The organism is Nonomuraea sp. ZG12 (assembly GCF_052068115.1).
Lineage (GTDB): Bacteria > Actinomycetota > Actinomycetes > Streptosporangiales > Streptosporangiaceae > Nonomuraea.
Window position 1 is genome coordinate 13331 of sequence record NZ_JBQHCW010000025.1, and the last position, 23618, is coordinate 36948.

The 23618-nt window shown below is 69.5% G+C and carries 18 protein-coding genes; 14 read left to right on the forward strand and 4 right to left on the reverse strand.

Annotation, left to right across the window (positions count from 1 at the left end):
- Position 1: 1 nt before the first annotated feature.
- The 13 genes from ACTMTF_RS39945 to ACTMTF_RS40005 all read left to right on the forward strand — a co-directional run bounded on the left by ACTMTF_RS39945 (position 2) and on the right by ACTMTF_RS40005 (position 11978).
- Positions 2-1069: a polysaccharide deacetylase family protein gene (locus ACTMTF_RS39945; RefSeq protein ID WP_441115315.1), complete on the forward strand. Its 1068-nt coding sequence runs from the start codon at positions 2-4 to the stop codon at positions 1067-1069.
- An 86-nt stretch (positions 1070-1155) separates the two neighbouring features.
- Positions 1156-2118, forward strand: a complete 963-nt coding sequence (locus tag ACTMTF_RS39950; RefSeq protein WP_441115316.1) for a hypothetical protein — start codon at positions 1156-1158, stop codon at positions 2116-2118.
- A complete protein-coding gene (locus tag ACTMTF_RS39955; RefSeq protein WP_441115317.1) occupies positions 2111-2635 on the forward strand; it encodes a hypothetical protein in 525 nt (174 codons plus the stop codon). The genes ACTMTF_RS39950 and ACTMTF_RS39955 overlap by 8 nt, the downstream gene beginning before the upstream one ends.
- 97 nt (positions 2636-2732) lie before the next feature.
- Positions 2733-4493, forward strand: coding sequence for a fatty acyl-AMP ligase (locus ACTMTF_RS39960; RefSeq protein WP_441115318.1), 1761 nt, complete (start codon positions 2733-2735; stop codon positions 4491-4493).
- Between the two features lie 159 nt (positions 4494-4652).
- The gene (locus ACTMTF_RS39965; RefSeq protein WP_441115319.1) at positions 4653-4892 is read left to right on the forward strand and encodes an acyl carrier protein; all 240 of its coding nucleotides are present in this window, start codon (positions 4653-4655) and stop codon (positions 4890-4892) included.
- A complete protein-coding gene (locus tag ACTMTF_RS39970; RefSeq protein ID WP_441115320.1) occupies positions 4889-5821 on the forward strand; it encodes a 3-oxoacyl-[acyl-carrier-protein] synthase III C-terminal domain-containing protein in 933 nt (310 codons plus the stop codon). The genes ACTMTF_RS39965 and ACTMTF_RS39970 overlap by 4 nt, the downstream gene beginning before the upstream one ends.
- Positions 5822-5832: 11 nt before the next feature.
- Positions 5833-7164 carry an ATP-binding protein gene (locus tag ACTMTF_RS39975; RefSeq protein ID WP_441115321.1) on the forward strand — a complete coding sequence of 444 codons (1332 nt, stop codon included), beginning with the start codon at positions 5833-5835 and terminating at the stop codon, positions 7162-7164.
- On the forward strand, positions 7161-8435 hold the full coding sequence (locus ACTMTF_RS39980; protein ID WP_441115322.1) for a type III PLP-dependent enzyme: 1275 nt from the start codon (positions 7161-7163) through the stop codon (positions 8433-8435). The genes ACTMTF_RS39975 and ACTMTF_RS39980 overlap by 4 nt, the downstream gene beginning before the upstream one ends.
- The gene (locus ACTMTF_RS39985) at positions 8432-8695 is read left to right on the forward strand and encodes an acyl carrier protein (RefSeq protein WP_441115323.1); all 264 of its coding nucleotides are present in this window, start codon (positions 8432-8434) and stop codon (positions 8693-8695) included. Before ACTMTF_RS39980 ends, ACTMTF_RS39985 begins: the two co-directional genes overlap by 4 nt.
- A 1-nt stretch (position 8696) precedes the next feature.
- Positions 8697-9485, forward strand: coding sequence for a hypothetical protein (locus ACTMTF_RS39990; protein WP_441115324.1), 789 nt, complete (start codon positions 8697-8699; stop codon positions 9483-9485).
- Between the two features lie 8 nt (positions 9486-9493).
- Positions 9494-10111, forward strand: a complete 618-nt coding sequence (locus tag ACTMTF_RS39995; RefSeq protein ID WP_441115325.1) for a hypothetical protein — start codon at positions 9494-9496, stop codon at positions 10109-10111.
- Positions 10108-11262, forward strand: coding sequence for an acyl-CoA dehydrogenase family protein (locus ACTMTF_RS40000; protein ID WP_441115326.1), 1155 nt, complete (start codon positions 10108-10110; stop codon positions 11260-11262). Before ACTMTF_RS39995 ends, ACTMTF_RS40000 begins: the two co-directional genes overlap by 4 nt.
- 53 nt (positions 11263-11315) lie before the next feature.
- Positions 11316-11978, forward strand: coding sequence for a 4'-phosphopantetheinyl transferase family protein (locus ACTMTF_RS40005; protein WP_441115327.1), 663 nt, complete (start codon positions 11316-11318; stop codon positions 11976-11978).
- 53 nt (positions 11979-12031) lie between these two features.
- Here ACTMTF_RS40005 and ACTMTF_RS40010 read toward each other — a convergent pair whose 3' ends face one another.
- Positions 12032-13075 carry a hypothetical protein gene (locus ACTMTF_RS40010; protein WP_441115328.1) on the reverse strand — a complete coding sequence of 348 codons (1044 nt, stop codon included), beginning with the start codon at positions 13073-13075 and terminating at the stop codon, positions 12032-12034.
- A gap of 173 nt (positions 13076-13248) precedes the next feature.
- The gene (gene lexA, locus ACTMTF_RS40015; RefSeq protein ID WP_441115411.1) at positions 13249-13857 is read right to left on the reverse strand and encodes a transcriptional repressor LexA; all 609 of its coding nucleotides are present in this window, start codon (positions 13855-13857) and stop codon (positions 13249-13251) included.
- 219 nt (positions 13858-14076) lie between these two features.
- Between lexA and ACTMTF_RS40020 the strand changes: the two genes are divergently transcribed.
- Positions 14077-20985, forward strand: a complete 6909-nt coding sequence (locus ACTMTF_RS40020) for a DUF2341 domain-containing protein (RefSeq protein ID WP_441115329.1) — start codon at positions 14077-14079, stop codon at positions 20983-20985.
- Between the two features lie 50 nt (positions 20986-21035).
- On the opposite strand, the gene ACTMTF_RS40025 is transcribed toward ACTMTF_RS40020, so the two are convergent.
- The gene (locus tag ACTMTF_RS40025) at positions 21036-22058 is read right to left on the reverse strand and encodes a LacI family DNA-binding transcriptional regulator (protein ID WP_441115330.1); all 1023 of its coding nucleotides are present in this window, start codon (positions 22056-22058) and stop codon (positions 21036-21038) included.
- Positions 22059-22135: 77 nt separating this feature from the next.
- Positions 22136-23587 (reverse strand): non-reducing end alpha-L-arabinofuranosidase family hydrolase, encoded by a 1452-nt coding sequence (locus tag ACTMTF_RS40030; protein WP_441115331.1) that lies wholly within the window; start codon positions 23585-23587, stop codon positions 22136-22138.
- Positions 23588-23618 lie beyond the last annotated feature (31 nt).

Genomic DNA, 23618 nt, shown 5'->3' on the forward strand with positions numbered 1-23618 from the left:
GATGTGGTACGCGGGCGTCGGATGGGAGAAGAGCGCGTACGAGCTGGCCGTCCTGGATCACACGGGAGCCCACATCGTGCCCCCGCTCCGCCTCGAGACCGTGGGCGTGGGTGACGTCGTGGCCCGCCTCCTCCGGCTGGCCGAACGGGAACCGCTGATGTGCGTCATCGACGGCACGAACGGAGTCGTTGACGGCTACCTGACGGCCGCGGGACTCGACGTCTACCGTGCCGACGGGGATGTCGCACCGTTGCGGCGGGCGTTCGGATCGCCGGATGCGGACATCCTGGCGGAGCTGGGCCGTGCCCACAGGTCACGATTGACCAGGATCGCCCTCGACTCGGGCACGCTCACCGGGCTCGACCAGCGGATCGAGGAGGATCTGGAGTCGGCCGCGCTCGTCGAGGCCGAGCAGGTCGCGTCGGGCAGGTGCCTGGTGCATGGCCGTCGTGTACACCCGAGGGTGGCGCTCACCTTCGACGACGGCCCCGACCCCGATCACACGCCGCGCCTGCTCGATGTGTTACGCCACTACCAGGTGCCCGCCACCTTCTTCTGCCTCGGGTTGCACGCTGCGGCCCACCCCCGCCTGGTGGCGCGGATCGCGGAGGAAGGCCACAGCGTGGCCAACCACACGTGGTCGCATCCCTACTTGCCCGACCTCACCAGACAGGAGGTCCTCGCCCAGGTGGACAGGACAGCCGAGATGCTGGCCGGGATCACCGGGAAGGTCCCTACGTTGTTCCGGCCACCTTTCGGCGGCCGGAACGCCGACGTGCTCGGGTGGCTTGCCCAGCATGGGCAGACCACCGTGCTCTGGGACGTCGAGGCTGCTGACTGGGCGCTTCCCGGCGCTTCGGCGATCGCCCAGCGGGTGATCAGCGACACGGATTTCGGATCAGTCGTGCTCCTGCACGACGGCGGTGGCGACCGTTCGCAGACGATCGAGGCGCTCCCGCGGATCCTGGAGACCCTCATGGTGAGCGGGTGCGGATTCGTGCCTGTCGAGGACCTGATCGATGTCGCCGAGCAGAAGGGGCGCGTGGCATCTTCATGGACATCCGCATAAGTGTCGCGATCATGCATCATCCACGTCGAGCCGATCGGGTCGCCTCGTTGCTCGCATCGTGCGCCCCGCTTCCGGCGCAGGTGATCGTGGATCCCGACCCTTCCGGAACTCCCAGTCCGCTGCGGACGGCCAAGCTCGCCTGGGCGGCCGTGCCGCACGAGGCCACCCACCATCTCGTCCTGCAGGACGACGTACTGCTGAGCGCCGGATTTGCCGCCCACCTGGCCGACGCCATCCGGGCGCGGCCGCGGCATGCCGTCGCCCTCTACTCCAACTGGAACAGCCCGCAGAACTCGTATCTCGTCAGGCGGGCGGCGGCGGCCGGCTCCGCGTGGGCGCCGCTGTCGCGAGCGGAGTGGATCCCGACCCAAGGGCTCGTGCTCCCCGCCGAGCGAGCCAGGGATCTGGCCGCGTACCTCGCCCCCATCAGCGACGACATCCGCGACGACGACGAGATGGTCGCGCTCTTCTGCGCTGAGCGCGGCCTGCCCGTGGTCGCCGCGGTGCCGCACTTGATCGACCATGAGGACACGCCCAGCCTCGCCGGACATCCCGGTTCCTTCCACGCGACGGTCCACGCGGACGGTCGGCGCCTCGACCCCGGCCACTGGCGCACGTGTGACGACCGGGAGTGCGGAACATTCGCGGTCGAGCTCATCGACTCCCGGTGCTTCCTGCGGCTGTTTCGTGAAGGCGAGCCCGTGGAGCATCCCTTCGCCTGGTACTGGGCGGACTGGTCCGCCCTGATCGGCCTGGATCCCCGGCGGATCCTCGCCACCCTGCCGCGCCGGGACCTCCCCGCGTACGCGCGGGAGTTGTGGGCCGCGGCCTACATCCTCGGGGCGGACGCGGGCGAGCGCGCGGGTCCCGGCGCGGACTGGATCCTCCACCGGGCGATCGCCTCGTGGGTCGCCTCGGGACTCGGCGACGCCGACCGCGCCCGCCTGGACGAGCGCTCGTCGGCGGCTCTGACCGGGCTCGGCGTCGAGGCCGTCGAACGCGGTCGCGCGGCGGCCCGGCCCCGGCTGGAGGAGCTCGTCCGTGCGTGAGGCGGCGACCATCATCGAGCGGATGGCACGGCGGGAGGCACGGGCGCTCTTGCTCATCCCGTCCTCGATCCCCGCGCCGCCAGGGGTGCTCGATCCCCAGGTCAGCTTGCTTACCGTCGCCTGTCCCCGATGTGGCGCCCGGCCCGAGCCGCCGCTCGAGCAGCCGGATGACCGGCCGGTCGTGACCATCCTGGCCTGCGAGACGCTCGCCAACCGGGCACTGCTCTCGGTGCTCGCCGCGGGCGCTCCCGGGCGCTACCTGTCCCGAGGGGTGTTCGTGGCCAGGCACCGATCGTTCGAGAACGTGACCGAATTGCTGATCGCCCTCGACACGGCCGAGAGCTGGGCCGATTCGAGGAGGAGCGGGCCGAGCGTCGACGCGGTGGTGCCGGCCTCGACCCGGGTGGCGAACGAGGTGCCCTCGCACTTCCTATCGCCCCACCCGAGCTCCGAGCTCGATGACCTGAACACGCTCTACGCGCGGGTCAGGTACGCGGCCGTCCGGGCGGGGCTATGAAGCCGATCAGGCATAGCCCATGAGCCGCCCGAATGCGGCTGCCGCCGCCGAGAACCGAGCGAAATCATCCCATCAGGTCTCCACCATGGAGGGTTGCATGCCTGACCATGACACCTTGACGGCACTCCTGCGGGACTGGGCCATCGTCCGCGGCGATCAGGAAGCGGTCGTCTTCGCGACAGCCCCGACAGACGCGGCCGGCGACCAGCGCGTCACCTACGCCGAGCTGGATCGAACCGCGCGCCGCGTGGCCGCGCTGCTCCAGCTGCACGCCGATCCGGGCGATCGGGTCCTGCTGCTCAACGAGCCGGGTCTCGGCTTCGTCGCCGCCTTCTTCGGCTGCGTCTACGCGGGCCTGATCGCGGTGCCGGCGCCGCCGCCCGGCGGTCACCGCAGTCACCAGGCCCGCCTGGCGGGCATCGCCAGAGACGCGGGCGTCAAAGTGGCACTGTCCGAGCGAGCAGGGCTGCACACCGTCCAGGAGTGGGCCCACGACGCCGGTTTGGAGACGATGACCTGCCTGGCGGTCGATGGAGCGCTTCCGCCGGCCGAGCAGTGGGCCGACCCGGGGCGGATCAACGCGGAGACCCTCGTCTTCCTGCAGTACACGTCCGGTTCCACCGGAGACCCCAAGGGCGTCATGGTCGACCATGGCAACATCCTGGAGAACACCGAGATCTTCTGCCAAGTGACCGGCGCCACATCAAGGACGCGCTTCGGCGGCTGGCTGCCTACCTTCCATGACTTCGGGCTGATCGGCCTGCTGCTGTCCCCGTTGTGCCTGGGCGCCACGACGGTGCTGATGGCCCCTCTCGCCTTCGTCAAGCGGCCGTACACCTGGCTGCGGCTGCTCGACCGGCACCGTGTCAACCTCACCGCTGGTCCGAACTTCGCCTTCGACCTCTGCGTGCGAGCGGTCACCGAGGCGCAGGCGGCCGGGCTCGACCTCTCCTCGCTGACCCAGGTGCTGAACGGATCCGAGCCGATCCGCGCCGCGACCCAACTGGCCTTCATCGAGCGCTTCAGATCGCACGGGCTCGATCCGGCGGCCATGCTGCCGGCGTACGGCCTGGCCGAGGCGACTCTGGCGGTGACCTGTACAGACTCTCGGCGCGGCATGGTGACCACCGACGTGGACGCTGTCCAGCTCGCCCTCGGCCTCTTCGTGCCCGCTGAACCAGTGGCGGGAACGGAGGAGCGTACCCGGATGCTGGTCTCCAGCGGGCTGGCCCGCGACGGGATCGTCATCGTGGATCCCGTGACAGGCAAGATCTTGCCGGACGGGCGGATCGGTGAGATCTGGGTACGCGGTCCCCAGGTGGCGCGTGGTTACTGGAACCGTCCGGACACGACCAGGGCCGTCTTCGGTGCGACCAGCGACCGGGGCGGCGGAGATTATCTGCGCACCGGCGACCTCGGGACGCTTCACGAGGGTCAGTTCTATGTGACCGGCCGCATCAAGGAAGTGCTGATAGTCCATGGGCAGAACCTCTACCCCCAGGACCTGGAGGCCACGGTGCGCGAGGCGCACCCGGCGCTCGCTCGCGGGGTCGGCGCGGTCTTCACGGTTCCCACCCCTGACGAGGAGATCGTGATCGTGCAGGAGTGCCGCGCCCATGCCCTGACGGACATGACGCCGTCCGGCCTCGCCGCGGAGATCCGCAGCGCCATCCGGCGTGACTTCGGCGTGGCGGTCGGCGGCGTGGTCCTGGTACGGCCGTCCCAAGTGCGACGGACCACCAGCGGGAAGATCCAGCGCGGGCTGACGCGCGACCTGTTCACCAAGGACCGGCTCACCGCCCTGCACGAGGAGCTCACGCCCGCAGTGCGCGCCCGCTACCGAGACAGCGCGACATGACGGCCGCAGACCCGGACCGGTTCGGCCCGCCGGCGCGGCGCCCCCGCTGATCACGCGTGGGAGGTGGCCACGCTCACCCGGCCGGCCGCTACGTCGGCGCACGCGCTCCCGACCTGGCAGACAGCCCGGTACCCGGTGACATGAGTGAAGGAGACGTCCGTGGACGATCTACGTAGCTGGCTGACCCAGCGGGTCGCGTCCTACCTCAGCAAGGATCCGTCGGAGATCAGTCCTTCGGTGTCGCTGGTGACGTACGGACTGGACTCGGTTTACGCGTTCGCGATGTGCGGCGACATCGAGGACCATCTGGACCTGCATATAGAGCCGACCGTGGCCTGGGACTACGAGACCATCGACGCGCTGGCCGATCACTTGAGCGCGTTGGCGGAACAGCGATGACCGACCTACGGGAAGTCGCCGTCTACCTGCCGCCGCAACGCGTGGCGATCGCCTCGATCCAGGACGAACTGGGGCTGACGGACGGGCAGCTCAGGGCGTTCGGACGGTTCTTCGGTCTCTCCCACATCCGGCGCGAGCCTGGCGGCACCGGCTACGACCTCATGCTCGCCGCCGCCGGCAAGCTCAGCGAACTGCGCGGCCAGGAGGACCGTATTCGCTACGTGATCCAGGCACGAAGCATGCCGGTCGTAACCGTCTACCCGAGGAGCGACGTTCACGAGGTGCGGCGGGCTCTCGGACTGCGCCGGGCGGAAGCGTTCACCATGGTCCACCAGGTGTGCGCGTCGGGGCTGCTCGCGGTCGACCTCGCCGGTCGGCTGCTGGAGATGGGAGGCGATCCTGACGCCCTCGCCCTGATCCTGGCCGGCGAGAAGACCTTCACCACCATGGTGAAAACGGTGCCCGGCTCGGCTGTGAACGGTGAAGGGGCGGTGGCGCTCCTGGTCGGCATCGGGGGCGGACACGATCGTGTGCTCGGATACGCCACGCGCACGTACGGCAGGTTCAACTCCGGGCTCGTGCTCACTGACGAGGCGAACGCCGACTTCCAGCAGGTCTACCCGAACGCGGTGGCCGAGGTGCTGACCACCGCCGTCGACCGGGCCGGGATCTCCCTCAGCGACGTGGCCCTGGTTCTCCCGCACAACGTCAACCGCGTCTCCTGGGTGCGGGTGTGCCGGCTCATGGACTTCCCGCTGGAACGCGTCCTGCTGGACAACGTCCCGGAGACCGGTCACTGCTTCTGCGCCGACTCCTTCATCAATCTCCGGACGGCCCAGGAACTCGGCCGGTTACAGCCGGGCGATCGGTACGTGATGGTCGCCGTGGGCATCGGGGGGTTCTTCTCCGCCATGGTGTTCGAACACTGAGGAGGCAGGCGATGTTTCTCAACCGTGTCAAAGCGGCGCTGACGGGTTCGCCGGACGCCCCGCTGGCCTTCGTCGGCAATTTCGAGGTCGAGGACCACTGGGCGGTGGGGGAGAAAGGTCTTCCCCGCCCGGGATTCTCCGCCGGAGCCGCCATCGTCCACCGGATGGACGAGTTCACCCTGCTCCTGGCGGGCCCCGGCGACCACGTGATCCTCAAGGAGGCTCCCGATGAGGACTACGTGGCCCATCTGGCTGAGCTGGGTGTCTCCCTGCCTCGGATCCACACTGTCGCGCGCAACGACCCGCGACGCACCGTGACGCTCGACGCGCTCGACGACCCGGACCTTGTGGAGACCCTGTCGGCGCTGGAAAATGTTCGGCTGGCCCCTCACGGCACCTCGAAGGTGGAGGAGCGGCTGTCCGCCGCCACCGGGTTGCCACTGGTCACACCACCGGCCGACGTGTGCAAGGTGGTGAACAGCAAGATCTACAGTCGCCGGGCCGCCGACGACACCGGACTGCGCCAGGTGGCCGGGTGGACGGCCGAAACCATGGCCGAGCTGGAGGCCGCGCTCGATGAGGCCAGGCTCCTGCTCGAACACGGCAGGAGCCTGGTGATCAAGGATGCCTTCGGCGTCTCCGGCAAGGGCATCGTGGTGATCGAGGACCGGCAGAGGCTGGAGCGCCTGCATACGATGATCCGGCGCCGGGCCGACAAGTCAGGCGACGACACAGTCGCGCTGGTCATCGAGGAGTGGGTGGCCAAATCCGCCGACCTCAACTATCAGTTCACCGTGAGCCCGGACGCGAACGCGCGCTTCGACTTCGTCAAGGAGGCCATGACCGAGAACGGCGTGCACAAGGGGCACCGCATCCCGGCCACGATCACGGCCGCTCAGGTCGCCGAGCTGGAGGAATCCTCCCACCGGCTGGCGAAGATCCTCGCGCGGGACGGCTTCTACGGCGTGGTCGGCGTGGACGCCATGGTGGACACGCGCGGGCGGTTGTATCCCGTGGTCGAGATCAACGCACGGTACAACATGTCGACCTACCAGCTGCCCCTCCAGGAGCGCTTCATGGCGCCGGGGCAGGTGGCGCTGGCCAGGCAGTACCCGCTGCGGCTCGACGAGCGCCTGCCGTACCGGGTACTGCGCCGGAAGCTGGCCGGTCTGCTGCTGGAGGGCCCGGGCGGCACCGGCCTGCTCATCAACAATTTCGCCACCGTGAACGCGGCCGCAAGGGAGGGCTCGTCCTTCGACGGGCGCCTGTACGGCCTGCTGATCGCCGACGGCCACGATGCCCGGACCGCCCTCGACCACGAGATCGTGAGGAGACTGACATGACGGCGTACCAGGTCCAGGGGATCGGGATCGGTGAGCTGGCCGAGCAGTACGGCACGCCGTTCTACCTGTATGACGGTGACATCTTGCGGGACCAGTACGAGAGGCTGCGCGCCCGCTTGCACTCACGGCTCGAGATCTTCTTCTCACTGAAATCGAACCCGAACCTGTCCATCTGCGCCCTGCTCGGCTCGTACGGCGCACGGGCCGAGGTGTCTTCCCTGGCCGAGCTGACCACCGCCGTGCGGGCCGGCATCGCGCCCGAGGACATCATCTTCCTCGGCCCGGGCAAGAGCGAGGCGGAGCTGCGCGCCTGCCTCGACACATCGGTGCGCGCCATCGTGTGCGAGTCCTTCGGCGAGCTGGAACTGATCGACCGCCTCGCCGCCGAACGAGGCGGGACCGCGGCCGTCGTGCTCCGCGTCAACCCTGCCTTCTCCGTCAAGGGCTCGAAGCTGACGATGGGCGGAAAGCCCCGCCAGTTCGGCATCGACGAGGAGCAACTCCTGGGAGCGCCGGACGTGGTGGGCAAACATGCCAACGTCCGGGTCGTGGGCGTCCAGGCGTACATGGGGACCCGGATCCTCAGCGAACACGTCGTCGCCCAGAACACGGCGCTCATCCTCGACATGGCGGAGCGGCTGTCGGCGAAGCTCGACTTCCCCCTCGACATCGTCGACGTCGGCGGCGGGCTCGGCGTGGCCTACTTCGACGGTGAGCGAGACCTCGACGTGGAGCTCCTGGCCGGCCTGCTCAACCCGGTCATCGAGGAGTTCGCCGCACGCCGTTCCGAGACTCGGATGATCATGGAGCTGGGCCGCTATCTCACCGCGCCGGCCGGTGTCTACGTCGTACGGGTGCGGTACGTGAAGTCCTCGCTGGGCGAGCGGTTCGCGATCGCCGACGGCGGCACCAACCACCACATGGCGGCCGTGGGCATCGGGTCATTCGTCAAGCGCAACTTCCCGATCCGCCTGCTCGACCGGACTGACACGCCATCAGGACCCTGGAACGTCACCGGGCCGTTGTGCACACCCAACGACACGATCGGCAAGGCGGTGTCGCTCCCCGAACTGCACCCCGGAGACCTGCTCGGGGTGTTCAACTCCGGCGCGTACGGCCCCAGCGCGTCGCCGGTGCTCTTCCTCAGCCACGGACATCCTGCGGAAGTCCTGGTCGTCGACGGTGTGGCCCACCTCGTCCGGGTCCGGGACAGCGTCCACGACCTACTGGACAGGCAACGACTCATCCCACGTAAGGAGACCAGCTCATGAGCGAAACCCAGGAGCTCGAGCGTTCCGCGATCACCGGTGCCATCGCGGGCGCCCTCGGCGCCATGCTCGGCAGGGAAGGCTCGGAGATCCACGAGCAGACCCGTCTGTTCGACGACCTCGGACTCGATTCGACCAGCGTGCTGGAGCTGCTGATGCGGCTGGAGGATGAACTGCGTGTCGAGTTCGACACCGACACGCTGGAGCAGCGGCATTTCGAGACGGTCGGCTCGCTCGCCGATTACGTCGTCGAGCAGGCCTAGCGTGCGGTTGCACCGGATCACGACCCGGATGTTCGCAGAGGGACGGCCCTTCCCCTCCGGCAGGGCCTACGCGCTGATGAACAGCTACATCCACGACGTCACCGATGTGTACAGCCGTGCCCTCCGCCCCGGCTACATGTCCACCCGGCGCAACAGCTACGCGGAGATGGCAGAGGCTGTGGTCCCCGAGCTGGAGCCGTGGCCGGCGCCGGTCGACATGTTCGCCCTGGCGACCGCGGTGCCCGACGCCGATCTGATCCGGTCTCCGACCTCGCTTCTCGCGGAACTGCTTCCGGGAAACCCCTTCCCGCTCGGGGTGACCGACCAGGGTGTGATCGCTCCCTTCACCGCCCTGAAGATCCTGAGGACGTACGGGGCGTCGAACTGCCTGCTGATGGTGATGGACCAGCAGAGCCTGCCGTATGACGTGGCAGGGACGGAAGAGATCGTGCCGCTTCGCGACTGCACCGCGGGACTGGTGTTCACCGACGGCGGCGACATGGCGGAGGGCTTCGAGGTGCGTCACTGGACCGAGGTTCCCCCCCAGCGGGTCGCCGGCCTGGTCGCCGCTGAGCTGGGAGGGCACACGGCGCTGGTCGCGGGCCGGGGCCTGGCGGCGACCCTCTCGAACGAGTTCGAGGACATCAGGGTCGCGCCGCCCGGACTGCCCTGCACCGGGGTCTGGGTGGCGCTGGCCGCCGCGTTGCCGGGGTGGCCAGGCCGGCGGGTCGCCGTCGCCGACTACGACCGCATGATGCGCAACCTCAGCGTCTGCACACTCGACACGTAATGCGAGGCATGATGAATTCCCACGACGAACCCTCCTACGCGACCATCCGAGCCACCGCCAGGACTGAAGGGCTGGTCGCCGCGGCGCTCCTGCTGCACGCGGGGCCGGCGGCGGGCAGGGTCGTCTACGGTCCGGCCGGTCATGCCCTCGTCCCGCGCGAGCTGGCGAGCGCGGAGGCCACGGCCACCTCCCTCCGTGAGGTGGCTCTGCACGGGCGGTCACTGGTGGCCTTGCGCGAACCGGCCAGGGCGGGAACGAACCCCGAATGGACACTGGGGCTGGCCTGGCTGCGATACGGCCTGTCCGAAGGGCTCCTCGAACACTGCCGGTCCTACCTGGGCGGGCGCAGGTCTGACGGGTCTCCGCTGCTGCTGCTCCAACTGGTCAAGGCCCAGCTGGCCGAGGCGGTGATCGAGCAGTTGGAGGTCCTCACGGTGATCGAGGGGGCGCAGCCCGGCGATCTCGACCACGACCATCTGACGGCGCTCCACCAGCGGATCACGCTGGCGGACCGCATGCTTCTGAGACTCCTCGGCGGCAGCGGCTTTCGCGCCGATGGCCCCGGCCAGAGTGCCCACGTCTCCGAACTCCTGGCCGACGCCTATACCGGAAGGGCAACGAAATGATCGAGTTGACCGAGCCGCAGTCGGTGCTGCGTGCCCATGTCCGCGAGTGGGCGCAGGAGCTCGCGAAGTGGGCGCTCGACCTGGAGCGCACACCCGACATGGTGTACGAGCTCCTCGACCTGCCCGGCATGCGACTGCTCTCCAGGACCTCGATCCCCGAGGAGTACGACGACGATCCGATCACGCTCGACGGCCACCCCTTCCGCGGAGACGGGATGGAGCGGGTCACGATCTGTGAGGAGTTCGGGGCGGCCGACGCGGGCATGATGCTGGCCGCACCGGGCCCCTCGATGTCCGGGGTGCTCGTCAGGCAGCTCGGGAACAAGGCGCAGCAGGAGCTGTTCTTCAGGCGCATCGCCGAGCGCCCAACCTGGACCTTCTTCGCGCTCACCGAACCCGAACGCGGATCGGACGCAGGCGGGATGCAGACCACGCTCACCCAGGACGGCGGTCGCCTGCTGCTCAACGGGGCGAAGCGCTTCATCGGCAACGCCATCCGCGCCGACCTCGGCGTGATCTTCGCCCGGGTGAAGCCGGGTCCGCTCGGCGTCGTCGCGGTGCTCGCCGACACCGGCCACCCGGGCTTCGTCGCCACGCCGATCCCCACGGTGGGTCTGTGCGGCAACCAGGTCACCGACGTGCGCTTCTCCTCCGTCGAGATCCCAGCCGACCGGCTGCTCGGCGCGCACCTGTCTCCATCCAGGCGTGGACTGCTCGGCGCCGTTCGCGCGCTGAACCAGCTGAGGCCTGGTGTAGCCGCCCTCGGTCTCGGGATCGCCCGCGGCGCCTACGACTACGTGCGCGCGCACCGGAGTACGCTCACCGCGTGGGAACGCGCCGAGCTCGACGGCATCGGCCTGCGCATCGAAGGCGTGCGTCAGCTCGTCCGCCGCGCCGCCGTCGCGTCGGACAATGACGATCCGGGTCTGGGCCCTCTCGCCTCCGCGGCGAAGTCGCGCGCGGCCTGCCTGGCCGAGGAGGTGACGTTGAAGGCCTCCGGTTTCTTCGGCACCGGTGCGCGGCTGGAGCATCCGCTGCTCGACAAGTTCGTGCGGGACGCGCGCGGCATCGAGTACATGGAGGGCACGCGGAACATCCACCATCTCAACGTTTTCCAGGGCATCTCCCAAGGCAGAATCGTCCAGGAATGACGCGGTCGACCCGGTGCCCCGCCCGTCGTCAGACGACGTGCCGGGGGAGCATCGTGACCTTGTGGCGAGACGTGGAGATCTGGCGGATTCCCACCGCCCGACCGGCGGATCTGGACCGACTGACGAGCTGGCTCGACGACCACGAGCAAGCCCGGGCGGCCGATCTCACCGACGCGGCCGCGAGGCGGCGCTTCATCGTCTCCCATGCCGGCATGAGGCGTGTGCTCGGCAGGCGCATGGGCGTTCGCCCCGGTGAGGTACGCATCGCCGTGGGCAGGCACGGCAAGCCGTACTTGCCGACGAGGCCCGATGTGCAGTGGAACCTGTCGCACTCGGGGGACCTGGCATTGCTGGCCGTGGCGTATGGGCGCAGTGTGGGCGTCGATGTGGAGCGGCTGCGTCCCGAACTCGACCGGGCGGCGTTCGCTCGCAGGTTCTTCCCGGTGGAGGACGCCGAGTTCGTCGATGGGTCGCCGGAGCGCTTCGCGTTGCTCTGGGCGCGGCGCGAGGCCTGCGTCAAGGCGGCCGGCGGGCGGCTGGCGCAGGGGCTGCGGCTACCGGTCAACGGGCCGTCACCTGCGTTCGTCCGGGACCCGGCCGGGACCTTGCCTGGACCGTGGCTGGTGCTGGACGTGCCGGTGCCGCGCGGGTTCCGGGCGGCAGTGGCGATCAGCGTGTGGCCTGCCCGTCAACGCCGGGCACTCATGACACCTTGATAAGGCCGAGGCGGTGCAGGCTCTCGGCGGTGTCGCCGATGGTCGTCTCAGCGTCAGACGTGTTTCGGCGCTTCTCGTTCTGCCCCGTGATCGTCCTCGGTACGGGGAGCCGCCGGCGCTTTCGGGACGCCGAGGTCCTTGGCACGGTGCTGGTCGACGAGGTGGTCGCGGAGTCTGACGTGGCGGAACCGGTACACCGCGCCGGACTGCCGCAGTACGCCCCGGTCGTGGGCGTCGTCGAGGAAGAGCTTCGGCCGCCACGGCAGGCGGCCGGTGAGCGGGAGCCACAGGCGTGCGAAGAGCAGCCAGCCTCCCCACGCCGAGAGGAAGAGCCGGGTCAGTGCGGCGAAGGATCCGTACAGGAAGCCGTAGAGGAAGCCCTGCCTGAGGAACGATTCCCAGTTGCCGTACTGGCCGCCGTACTGGCCGCCCACCAGGATGAAGTTCACCAGAAAGACCGAGAGTCCGACCAGGCCGACGCGGAAAAGCGTCACCCCGCGGTCTGTGGACAGTAAGTCCCAGGTATTCACCGCGGAATTCCCGTCGTTCGGCCCGCTGAACATGTACACGAACGCGTACGAGATTCCGACCAGCAAGCCGAGGATGAGACCGGCTGCCACATAGGTGGGCGCGCCCGTGGGGGAAAGCCAGGTGGCCGGCCACGGTGCGAAGGCCTGCACGAAAACTTCGGCGGAATGGTGCGAGAATTCGTACGCGAAGCCGTAGGCGAACCACGAGGCGAGCGAGAATACGAGACCTGCCGTAAGCCCGATGACGAGTTCGGCGCCGATATCGCGCGAAGTCCGCGATGGCGCGGGGACGGGCTGTCGGAAAGGACGCAGGCGCAGCTGTTCGGGGTGTAAATCCGTGTCGGTCACGTCCGGACGTGAGGGCGACTGCGTCGCTCGGACCTGGAGGAACAAGGCCGTCGCGGCGAAGAGCGCCGAAGCTATGACCGCGACCTGGTCACCCGTGTCCGTGCCACCGTCGAAGAAGGCCAGGCCCACCCATATCAGGAGAGTAATGATTGCAGCGATAAGGAGCAGAAACGCCCAGCGGCCTGCGGTATTGCGCCGGCGACCCACGGCACCACCCATCCGATCAGCCTATTGACTCGCATTCATCCAGGCAGGCGTCTGTCAAGTCGAGTTTACCGTAGGCGTGATCTGAATGCGTTTGCATTTCCGCCGTCGTCAGCTGATTACCGGCGCAGTTCGGATACCCGGATTGTTTTCGATCGCACGCCGGTGGATTTTCGGGCGTACCGGGTTCAGACGCTGCGCAGGACCGAGACCACGATGCCCAGCACCACGGCGCTGTCGCCGTCGATGATGTCGTAGAGGGGATTACGCGGTTCGAGATGGACGTGCCCGTCGCGTCGGCGGTACACCTTGACGGTGGCCTCACCGTCGATCATCGCGGCGACGATCTGGCCGGAGTGCGCTTCGGGCTGCTGCCGTACGACGACGAGGTCGCCGTCGCAGATGGCGGCGTCGATCATTGAATCGCCCCGCACGCGAAGGCCGAACACGTTGCCCCGCCCGGTGAGGTCGCGGGGGAGCGTCAGCGTGCCGTCCATGTGTTCGTCGGCCGGGATGGGACTGCCTGCGGCGATGTCTCCGACCACGGGCACGGTCACCAGGTCGTCGGCCGGTTCGGGGGCCGGGGCTCGCAGGAACGGGCGCACGTCGATCGGCCGGGTCATCGCCGTGCCCCGATGGAGGAGCCCCTTCTCCTCCAGGCTCCTCAGGTGTTTCAAGACCGACGAGGATGACCGCAGCCCGACCGCGCGGCCGATCTCGCGTGTGCTCGGGGGGTGTCCATACTTGACCACCCAGTCCCGGATCGTGACCAGGATCCGCTGCTGGCGCTGCGGCAGGGACGAGTAGTCCAGGTGATCGAACGTCTCATGATCGTCGTAGGTGGTCACCTGCGCAATGTTAAAGGCCGGCACCCTGTCCCCGCCTTCGGGACAGATCACCGTGCTCGTCCTGCGAATCGGCGCCGATACCAAAGCGTTGTGTGCGAAGCTGTGATGTTCACCGTGGCGTTGCCGGGCCGCCGGAGGGCATTCAGCGTTGATCGATGAACTCCCAGCATGCCTTCCCACGTGCTGTCACGCACCCGCGCCCGCGCACCCTTAGCCGTCGTGCTCGGCGTAGTTCTTGCCCTCGGAGCGGGTCTTCCCGCGGCCCAGGCGGCAGCAGCCCCGCTGCCCGGGATCGATGGCGGCGGCACGCCCCGCGACCCCTACCAGATCGACTCGGCCGACGACCTGCGCACCGTCGCCGGCGCGATCAACGGGGACCTGGGCGGCTACGGCGGCGCGGCCTACCGGCTGACCGCCGACGTCGACTTCGGCGGAAGCACGTTCGGCGGCATCAACTCCTTCACGGGCACGTTCGAGGGCGCGGGTCACACGATCAGCGACCTCCAGCTCGTGCGGGAGGCGTCGGCGGGCGGCGAGGCCGACCGTCTGGGCCTGGTTCGCCGTCTGGACGGCGGCACGGTCCGGAACCTCACCCTCGACGGTGTGCGGGCCGACGCCGGGACGAGCACCAGCGGTTGGATCGGCGCCGTCGCCGTCGTGGCGACCAACGCCACCCTGACGGGCAACTCCGTGAAGAACGCGGCGCTCACGGCGAACAGCGCCGAGAAGGTCGGTGGCATCGTCGCCGAGCTGCGCAACGGGACCATCGAGGACAGCCTCGTGACCGGCTCCCTGAGCGCGAACAAGATGCCCGCCGGCATCGCCGCCTATGTCAACCAGAACTCCCAGGTCCGGCACAACCTGGTGGCGGCCGACCTGACGCTGGCCGCCCCGGGTGGGGACGGCGGCACGCGCGGCATCGACGCGGGGCTCATCGCCGGCTACCCGGGCACACCCAACGGCTCCACCTTCGCCGGCAACGTCGCGCTGTCCGGCTCGATCACCTATGCGGGCAAGGTCGACGGTTTCGTCGGCCGCGTCATCGGATACACCGGCTACGACGGCTGGACGGCCGAGAACAACCTGGCCAACGCCGCCATCACCATCAGCGGAAACCCGGTCACCGGTCCGGGCACCAAGAACCAGCACGGTACGGACGCCACGGCCGAGCAGCTCGCCCAGCGAGCGACGTACGAGGGCCTGGGCTGGGACTTCACCAACGCTTGGCGCTGGGACGACGCGCTGGGCCACCCGGTGCCGCAGTACACCTCGACGCTGTTCGGCAGCGGCACCGCGCAGCAGCCCTACGAGCTCGCCTCCGCCGAGGACCTGGAGCTGCTCACCGCTCAGCTCAACGCCGGCAACACGCGGTACACCGGCGACAAGCACTTCGTCCTGACCGCCGACCTCGACTTCGCCGGGCGCGAGCCGTTCGGCGGCATCAACCGCTTCGAGGGCGTGCTGGACGGCGCCGGGCACACGGTCAGCGGCCTGGTCTACGCCCCGCAGCAGAGTGCCGGCGGCGAGGCCGACCGGCTCGGCCTGGTGCGGCAGCTCAATGGCGGCACCATCCGCGGCCTCACCCTGGCGAACGTCAAGGCCGACGGCGGCACCCGCGGCGGGTTGGTGGCCGGCCTCGCCGTCGTCGCCACCGACGCGACCCTGACGGGCAACACCGTGCTCGACGCCGACCTGACGGCCACCAGCGCCGAGAAAGTGGCGGGCCTGGTCGCCGAGCTGCGCGGCGGCTCTGTCACCGACAACTGGGTGCGCGGCACGATCAGGGCGCACAAGATGCCGGCGGGTCTCGTGTCCTACACGAACAACGGCGCGACGGTCCGCAACAACCTCGTCGACGCGGACCTCACCGTGGCGGCCGACGGCGGCGCGGGCGGCACCCGCGGCATCGACGCCGCCTACGTCGTGGCATACCCGGGCAACCCGAGCTCGGGCAGCTCGTTCACCGGCAACGTCGCGCTGCCCGGCTCGATCGACTACACGGGCAAGACCGACGGTTTCGTCGGCCGCGTCGTCGGCTACACGGGGTACGACGGCTGGACCGCGCAGGACAACCTCGCGAGCAGCGAGATCACCATCGGCGGGCAGACCGTCACCGGCCCTGGCACCAAGAACCAGCACGGAACCGACTCGACGGCCGACGCGCTCGCGCGTCAGGACACCTACACCGCCCGCGGCTGGGACTTCGCCGAGAAGTGGAGCTGGGACGGCAAGCTCGGCCATCCCGTGCCGAAGTACGTCTCCTCGGACGAGGCGCCGAACCGGATCACCACCACCTTCTACGGCGACCCGGGCACGCAGCGCGCCTTCACCTGGTATTCGACGCTGGACACGGGCAGCGCCGCCGCCGTGCTGAGCACGGACCGCGAGTTCCCCGAGGGCTCGGCCACGGTGACGGTCGGGGCACAGCGTGAGGAGAGCGAGGACGGAGAGACCTTCTACCGCGCCATCGCCCGCGACCTGCGGCCCGGCACCGCCTACTACTACCGCGTGGGCGACGCGGCCGGGCAGGTGTGGAGCGCCACCGGCACGTTCGTCACGGCGGACGGCGGGAACGAGGACTTCACGTTCGTCGACCTGACCGACACGCAGTCGCAGAACCTGGCCGAGGCGCAGCTCTCGGCGCAGACCATCGCCAAGGCGCTCAAGCACGTGCCGGACGCGGAGTTCGTCATGCACAACGGCGACGTCGTCGAGGACGGCGGCCGGGAGCAGGACTGGATGGATCTGATCGACTCCGCCCGCCCGAGCCTGCTGAGCACCACGCTCGCGGTGGCGTCGGGCAACCACGACGCGGCGACGAACGCGTTCGCCGACCACTTCACGCTGGAGGGCCCGCAGGACCAGGACCGGTCCAGGGGCGTGTACTACTCGTACACGTACAACCGGGCGCACTTCATGGTGCTCAACACCAACGAGGGCGGGGCCGAGGGAATCTCCCAGAAGCAGATCGACTGGCTCCGGGCCGACGCCGAGGCCGCGCGCGCCGCCGGTGCCCAGTGGCTCATCCTGTCCATGCACAAGGGCACCTACACGACGGCGACCCACCTGGACGACCAGGACGTCATGGCGATGCGCCGCACCCTCGTGCCGGTGATCGACGAGCTGGACATCGACCTGGTCCTGCAGGGCCACGACCACGTGATGAGCCGGTCCAAGGTGCTGGCCGCCGACCCCGACGGGGTCGAGGGCGCTCGCCCCGTCAAGACCACCAAGATCACCGAGGTCCGCAACGGGAAGCGCGTCGAGTACGCGGTGGATCCCGAGGGCACCATCTACTTCCTGCCGAACACCGCCGGTGCGAAGCACTACACGCAGGCCACCAACCCGCAGGGCGTGGACCTGGAGCCCTACCTGCGGCTGTTCGACCGCACCGGTGAGCAGGCAGGCGAGAACTTCACGGCGGTGAACGTCACGGCCGGCCGCCTCACGGTGAACGTCTACGACATCCGCGACCGCGGCGTGCCCCGCCTCTTCGAGGGCTTCGGCGTCGACCGCGCGATCTCCCTGGTCGCCGCCCAGGTCGACAAGCTGCCGGCCGTCGACGACGTCACGCTGAAGGACGCCGAGGCGGTGGCCGTCGTGCGCGACGCCGTCGACGGTCTCACCGAGGCGCAGCGCGGTGCCCTGACCGGGCTGTCACGCCTGGAGGCCGCCGAGCGGCGGCTGCGCGAGCTGGGCGGCCTGGTGTCCAAGGACGGCAAGACCGTAGCCTGGGCCGACCCCGGCGCGACCGCCCGCCAGGTGGTCACCGTCCGCAACGACACCGCGTCGGACTTCACGGGCACGCCGGTGCAGCTGCGCATCCCGTCGGCGCCCGGCGTCGAGCGGGACAAGCTGGCCTTCTTCGCCGCCGACGGCGCACCTCTGCCGTTCGAGGTGGAGACCTGGCAGCCGGGTAGCACCTCGACGGTGTGGGTCCGGCTGCCGAGCCTGCGCGCCAGGTCGGCGCAGCAGGTGTGGGCCTACTTCGGCGGCGGGGCCCCCGGCAACGACCCCACGGCCGTGTGGGGCGAGGCGTACTCCCTGGTCGAGCACTTCGGCAGCGGCACCGCCAGCGGCGAGCGCCGCACCGACTCCACGGGCCGGCAGGCCGGCCTCGTCCTCGGCAAGGACCTGGCCACCGGCGCCTCGGAGCGGGGCACCGGCCAGGCACGGTTCGAAGGTTCGCGCCTGCAGTATCCGGGCGACGTCGGCGGCGGTCACGACCGCATAGCGATCAGCGGCGTGTACTCGCTCACCGAGGAGGACCTGGCCGCACTGGGCTCGGCGGCTCCCGTGGTCGCGAAGGAGAGCGCGACCGGTGACGGGCAGCTCACCTTCTGGCAGGGCGTGCGGTCTGCCGAGCGGCAGGTCGGCACGCTCCTGGCGGGCAACAGCTTCGAGTTCGGGAACGTCGACCTGAGCCACCGGTTCGGCTTCCCGGCCGACGGCAAGCCGCACCTGGTCACCCAGACCTACGACGGCATGACGTACTCGGTGTTCGTCGACGGCCGCGAGGTGCACAGCCAGATGGTCGAGTACCGCAGCACCTTCTCGGACCCGGCCGTGCAGACGACGATCGGCGACTACTACACGAACGACGGCACCCTCCGGTCGCCGTTCCGTGGCCTCGTCGACGAGGTGCAGATCGCGGGCGTGCCGTTCACGCCCGACTTCGAGGCCTTCCGGTACGCGAACCTGTTCGGCGACGCCGTGAGCTTCGGCGCGCGGGTCGAGCGTGCGGACGAGCGCCTGACGCTGGTGGTCGGCACCCCGCGGGCGAACAGCTCGCTGGAGGCAGGTCTGGTCGAGGTGACCGGTACGGTCAGCCGGCGCGCGGTGCTCACCGCGCAGGTGGCCGGCAAGCGGGTGCTCACCCAGCAGGTCGACGCCGGGCCGTTCACGGTCAGCGTGCCCGTGAACGAGATCGGCGAGCAGACGCTCACGGTGGACGCCGCCGCAGTCGGCCGGCCGGGCGGGACCGGTAAGGCCGGTAAGGCCGCTTCCGATCAGGCCGGTTCCCGTGGGGCCGGTTCCGGTGGGCCGCGTGATGTGGCCGAGCCGGTCGAGGTGCCGGTCACGGTCAAGGACACCGTGGCGCCCGCCGCGCCGAAGGTGAGCGACGACGCGTCGGCGGCCTCCGGGCAGAAGCCGAGCGTCACGCTGAACGCGACGCCGCAGACCAAGGACCGCGAGCGGGTCGAGGCCACGTTCTACGCCGGCCCGACCATCCCGCTCGACGACTCGAACGTCGTGGTGCGCAGCGGGACCACCCCGGACCGGGTGCCCGACGCGCTGACGCCCGCCAGCGGCACCGTCAGCGAGCAGCGGCTGCCGACGACGGTGGGCACGAACGAGAACCCGTTCCAGGTGTACGAGATCTCGCTGACCGGCGAGCAGGCTGAGCAGAAGGAGTTCCATCTGACCTGGACGGGCTCGGGGGACGAGCGCACCGTCTCGGCCCACGTGTACGACCACACGGCCCGCCGCTGGATCCTGAAGGACTCCGGGGCGGACCCGTCCGGCGCCGCGGTCGAGCTGGACGTGACCGCCCGCGCCGAGGAGAACGTCGTGGCCGGCGGGAAGCTGCACCTGCTGGTCTGGCGCGGCCTGACCGTGCTGCCGGGGCAGGCCGGCGACGACATCCAGTCGCCGCCCGCCGCCGACCGGTACGACTGGGCGTTCGACCACGTGCCGGACTCCCAGCTCTACGCGCAGGCGACGCCCGACCTCATGACGCACCAGTTCGAGTACGTCGCCGACGTCGCGGCAGCGCGCAAGACCAAGCTGGTGCTGCAGTCGGGCGACTGGGTCAACCGCGAGTACCTGTCGCAGGAGTACCAGTGGGTGAACGCCGAGCCGTCGGCGCGAGCGCTGGAGGACGCAAACCTGCCGTACATGATCTCGTGGGGTAACCACGACTACTCGGACGCGCGCAACGGCCGGGTCATGCTGCCGAAGTACTTCCCGATGGAGCGGTTCGAGAAGAGTCTCGAAGGCAGCCCCTGGCGGTTCGGCGGCAGCGACAACATCGACAACTACTACTACACGGCCGAGATCGACGGGGCGAAGCTTCTGCTGCTCACCGTCGGCTTCTTCTCCGCGGACAACGCCGGCGACGCCGGACTGGCCTGGGCCAAGGGGGTCATCGAGGCCCACCCCGACCACGCGGTGATCCTCGCCCCCCACAACTCGGTGAACCAGGGCGTCAACGGCTGGTCGAACGACAACGTCACCAGGGCGCTGGTCGATCCGCACCCGAACGTCAAGCTGGTGCTCGGCGGCCACATCGCCGGCACCGGAGTCGCCTCGCGGCAGACGGCGGGCGGCAACCGTGCCTACGGCGTCCTGACCGACTACCAGTCGCGTGTCTACGGCGGGCAGGAGTACCTCAAGCACATCAGCGTCGACACGGAGAACGACCTGATGTACTTCAACACCTGGTCGCCCCTGCTGGGCAAGGCGACGTCCGACGGGAACTGGCACCACAAGGTCCCCGCAGGCGCGATCCCCGGCTTCCACGGCGCGGACACGGAGAACTTCGCCCTGGAGATCGACCTCGGCGGCAGCACGACGCGGACCCTCGCGGCCGAGTCGCTCACCGTCGCGGCCGGCGCGCGCCAGCAGGTCGGGGACGTGCGGTCGGCGGTCGGCGCCGAGCAGGTCTCGGTGGTGCTGGACGACCTCAAGGGCGGCGGCTCCTACGAGTGGTACGCCGAGCTGCGCGACCCGGCGGGGCACGTGACCCGCAGCGCCGTCAGCACCTTCACCGTGGCCGAGGCGCCGGCGTTGCCCGCATGGGACGCCGGGACCGCGTACACCGCGGGCCACGAGGTGGCCTACCGCGGCGCCGTCTGGCGGGCGTCGTGGTGGACCCGCGACCAGGAGCCGGGCTACGCGTACGGGCCGTGGCAGGAGATCGCCACGACCGCCGACGGCACCGCAGTCTGGACGCCGAGCCGTATCGCCGAGGCCGGTGACGTGGTGGAGCACCGCGGGCAGCGGTACGAGGCCGCGTGGTGGACCCGTAACGAGGAGCCGGGCAAGCCGAACGGGCCGTGGCGCCTGCTGACGTGAAAGCTCGGTGACCGGGGTGGCGCCGTGGTTCCGGAGGATGACGTCCTGGCTCAGGCGAACGGGAGTGTGGGGGGCGCGGTGCTTTCCCGCACGACGAGTTCGGTGGCCAGCTCGACGCGGCTCTGGGGCTGCGGCTCGCCCTGGGCCAGCTTCAGCAGCATCGAGGTGGCCGCGGCGGCCATCTCGGTGAAGGGCTGGCGGATGGTGGTCAGCGGCGGAATGGCCCACCGTCCCGAGGGCATGTCGTCGAAGCCGACCACGCTGAGATCGTCCGGGATGCGCAGGCCGAGCCGATGGGCCGCGTGGTAGGCGCCGATGGCCTGGCCGTCGTTCGTGGCGAAGATCGCGGTCGGCCGGTCGGGCAGGCGCAGCATGCGGTGCGATGCGGCCAGGCCGCCCTCGATGAGGAAGTCCCCCCGGCCGATCAGCTCCGGGTCGACGGGCACGCCGGCCATGTCGAGGGCGGTCCGGTAACCGTCGAGCCGGGCCCGGCTGGACAGCGCGGAATCGGGCCCTGTGATGATGGCGATGCGGCGGTGCCCGAGCTCCAGGAGGTGGCGGGTGGCCGTGAGCCCGCCGTTCCAGTTGCCGGCGCCGACCGACGGGATGTCCCGCGCGGGGGCGTCGGCCGGATCCAGCAGGACCAGCGGGATCTCGCTGCGGGCGAGCCGTTCGAGTTGGGGCTCGGCCAGGCCGGAGAACACCGCTATCACGCCGCTCGGACGGCGCCGCAGCACACCCTCCAGCCAGGCGTCCGCGGCGGAGTGGCCGCGCCGCAGAACCGATATCCCCACCGTGAGGTCGTGCTCCCGCGCGACCTCCGCCACCCCTTTGGTGATCTCGACGGGATAGTCGCCCTCCAGCGCGTGGAAGACCAGCTCCACCAGGGCCGTCGGCGTGGAGCGGCGGCGCTGGCGGCGGTAGCCGTGCCGGCGGATGAGCTCCTCCACGGCGGCGCGGGTCTCGGACGAGACCTCGGAACGGCCGTTCACGACCTTGGAGACCGTCGCGGTGGAAACTCCTGCCAGCTCGGCGAGCTGAGCGATGGTGAGACGGGACGACTCCGTGGTCATGGCGGCAGTCTAGTCAGGGCGGCCCGGAGCACCGGGCCGCCCTGAAACGGTGTCCGAACCGGACCCGTCTCACGCCATCAGCGCTGATGCGTCAGCAGACCCGGCCGGTAGGGCAGGAGGCCGTAGTCGCCGCCGGAGTTGGGGTTGCGTCCCTGGTAGAGCAACTGCAGGTTGCAGGGATCAACGGTCATGGTCTGGTCGGCGTTGCTGCGGACCAGCTCGCCGTGGCTGATGTCGTTGGTCCAGGTGGCGCCGCTGTTGGCCTTGCCGGCGAAGGGATTGCCCTCGGTCGCGGCCTGCGGGGTCCACGAACCGCCCAGGCTGGTGGCCGTGAACGAGCGGAAGTAGCGGCCCTGCGAGCCGATCGCCTCGACGAGCATGAGGTATCGGTTCTGGTCCTTGAGCTTGTAGACCTGAACCCCTTCGAACAGGTTGTTCGTCGTGTCGCTCATGATCACCGTCGATGACGTGCCGAAGCTGCCGGGGAAATTCCCGATGGGCATACTGGCCCGGTAGATCCTGCCGTTGTCCCCGGCGAAGAACAGGTACATGTTCGTGCTGTCACCGATGAGCGTCTGGTCGATGGGTCCTGTTCCGGAGCCGGAGATGCTTCCGGAGAAGAGCGCCTGCTCGGATGACCAGCCATTCGGATTGGTGGGGTCGCTGGAGGTCCTGTAGGAGAAGGCGGTCCCGCCCCACTGGTAGGCGAGCACCCAGATGTTCCTCGGCGCGAAGTAGAAGAGCGTGGGCGCGACGGTGGAGGCGGACATCGTGTTCTGGCTGGCCGAAGCCATGTCGGACCAGTTGGTGAAGGTGCTGAAGTTCATCGAACCCCATCTCGTGCCCGTGTCGTGCGTCGTGGCGTAGACGAGATGCCTCCCGTTGTAGGGGGCGACGGTGAAGTCCTTGAGCGAGACCCAGCCCGACTTCGGGCTCGCCAGCGGGCCCGTCGATGTCCAGCGGTACGTCGACGGAAGATCACACGCACCGGGGTTGCCGCCGTCGATCCGGACGAGCTGCCATTGCTGGTTGGCGCCGCCCCAGTCGTCGTACTGGACGATGTTGCCGCCGTCGGCGGTGGAGGCGCCCTGGACCTCCAGGGCCTTGCCGCTGTGGCGTGAGATGAGCCGTACGTGGCCGTCGGAGCTGTCGGCCAGCCGCCACTGCTGGTTGGTCCCGTTGAGGTCGGCCCATTGGACGATGGCGCCGCCGTTGGCGGTGGAGAAGTTGTAGACGTCCAGGACCTTGCCGGAGTGGCGGGACTTCAGCCGGTAGTAGCCGTCGCCGGAGTCGACGAACTGCCATTGCTGCTGGTTGCCGTTGTTACGGGTCCACTGGGTGATGCGGCCGCCGTCGGCGGTGGACAGGTTGTAGACGTCCAGGGCCTTGCCGCTGTTGCGGTTGACCAGGACGTACCAGGCGTTGGTGTCGACGGTGGCCGCGTTGGCGGCCTGCGTCTGAAGGGCGACGAACAGGCTCGCCAGTAAGGCGACCACCGTCGCGAGGACGGTCAGGGGTCTGGATCTCATGATGTTCTCCGATTCAGCTGTCGATGTGCCG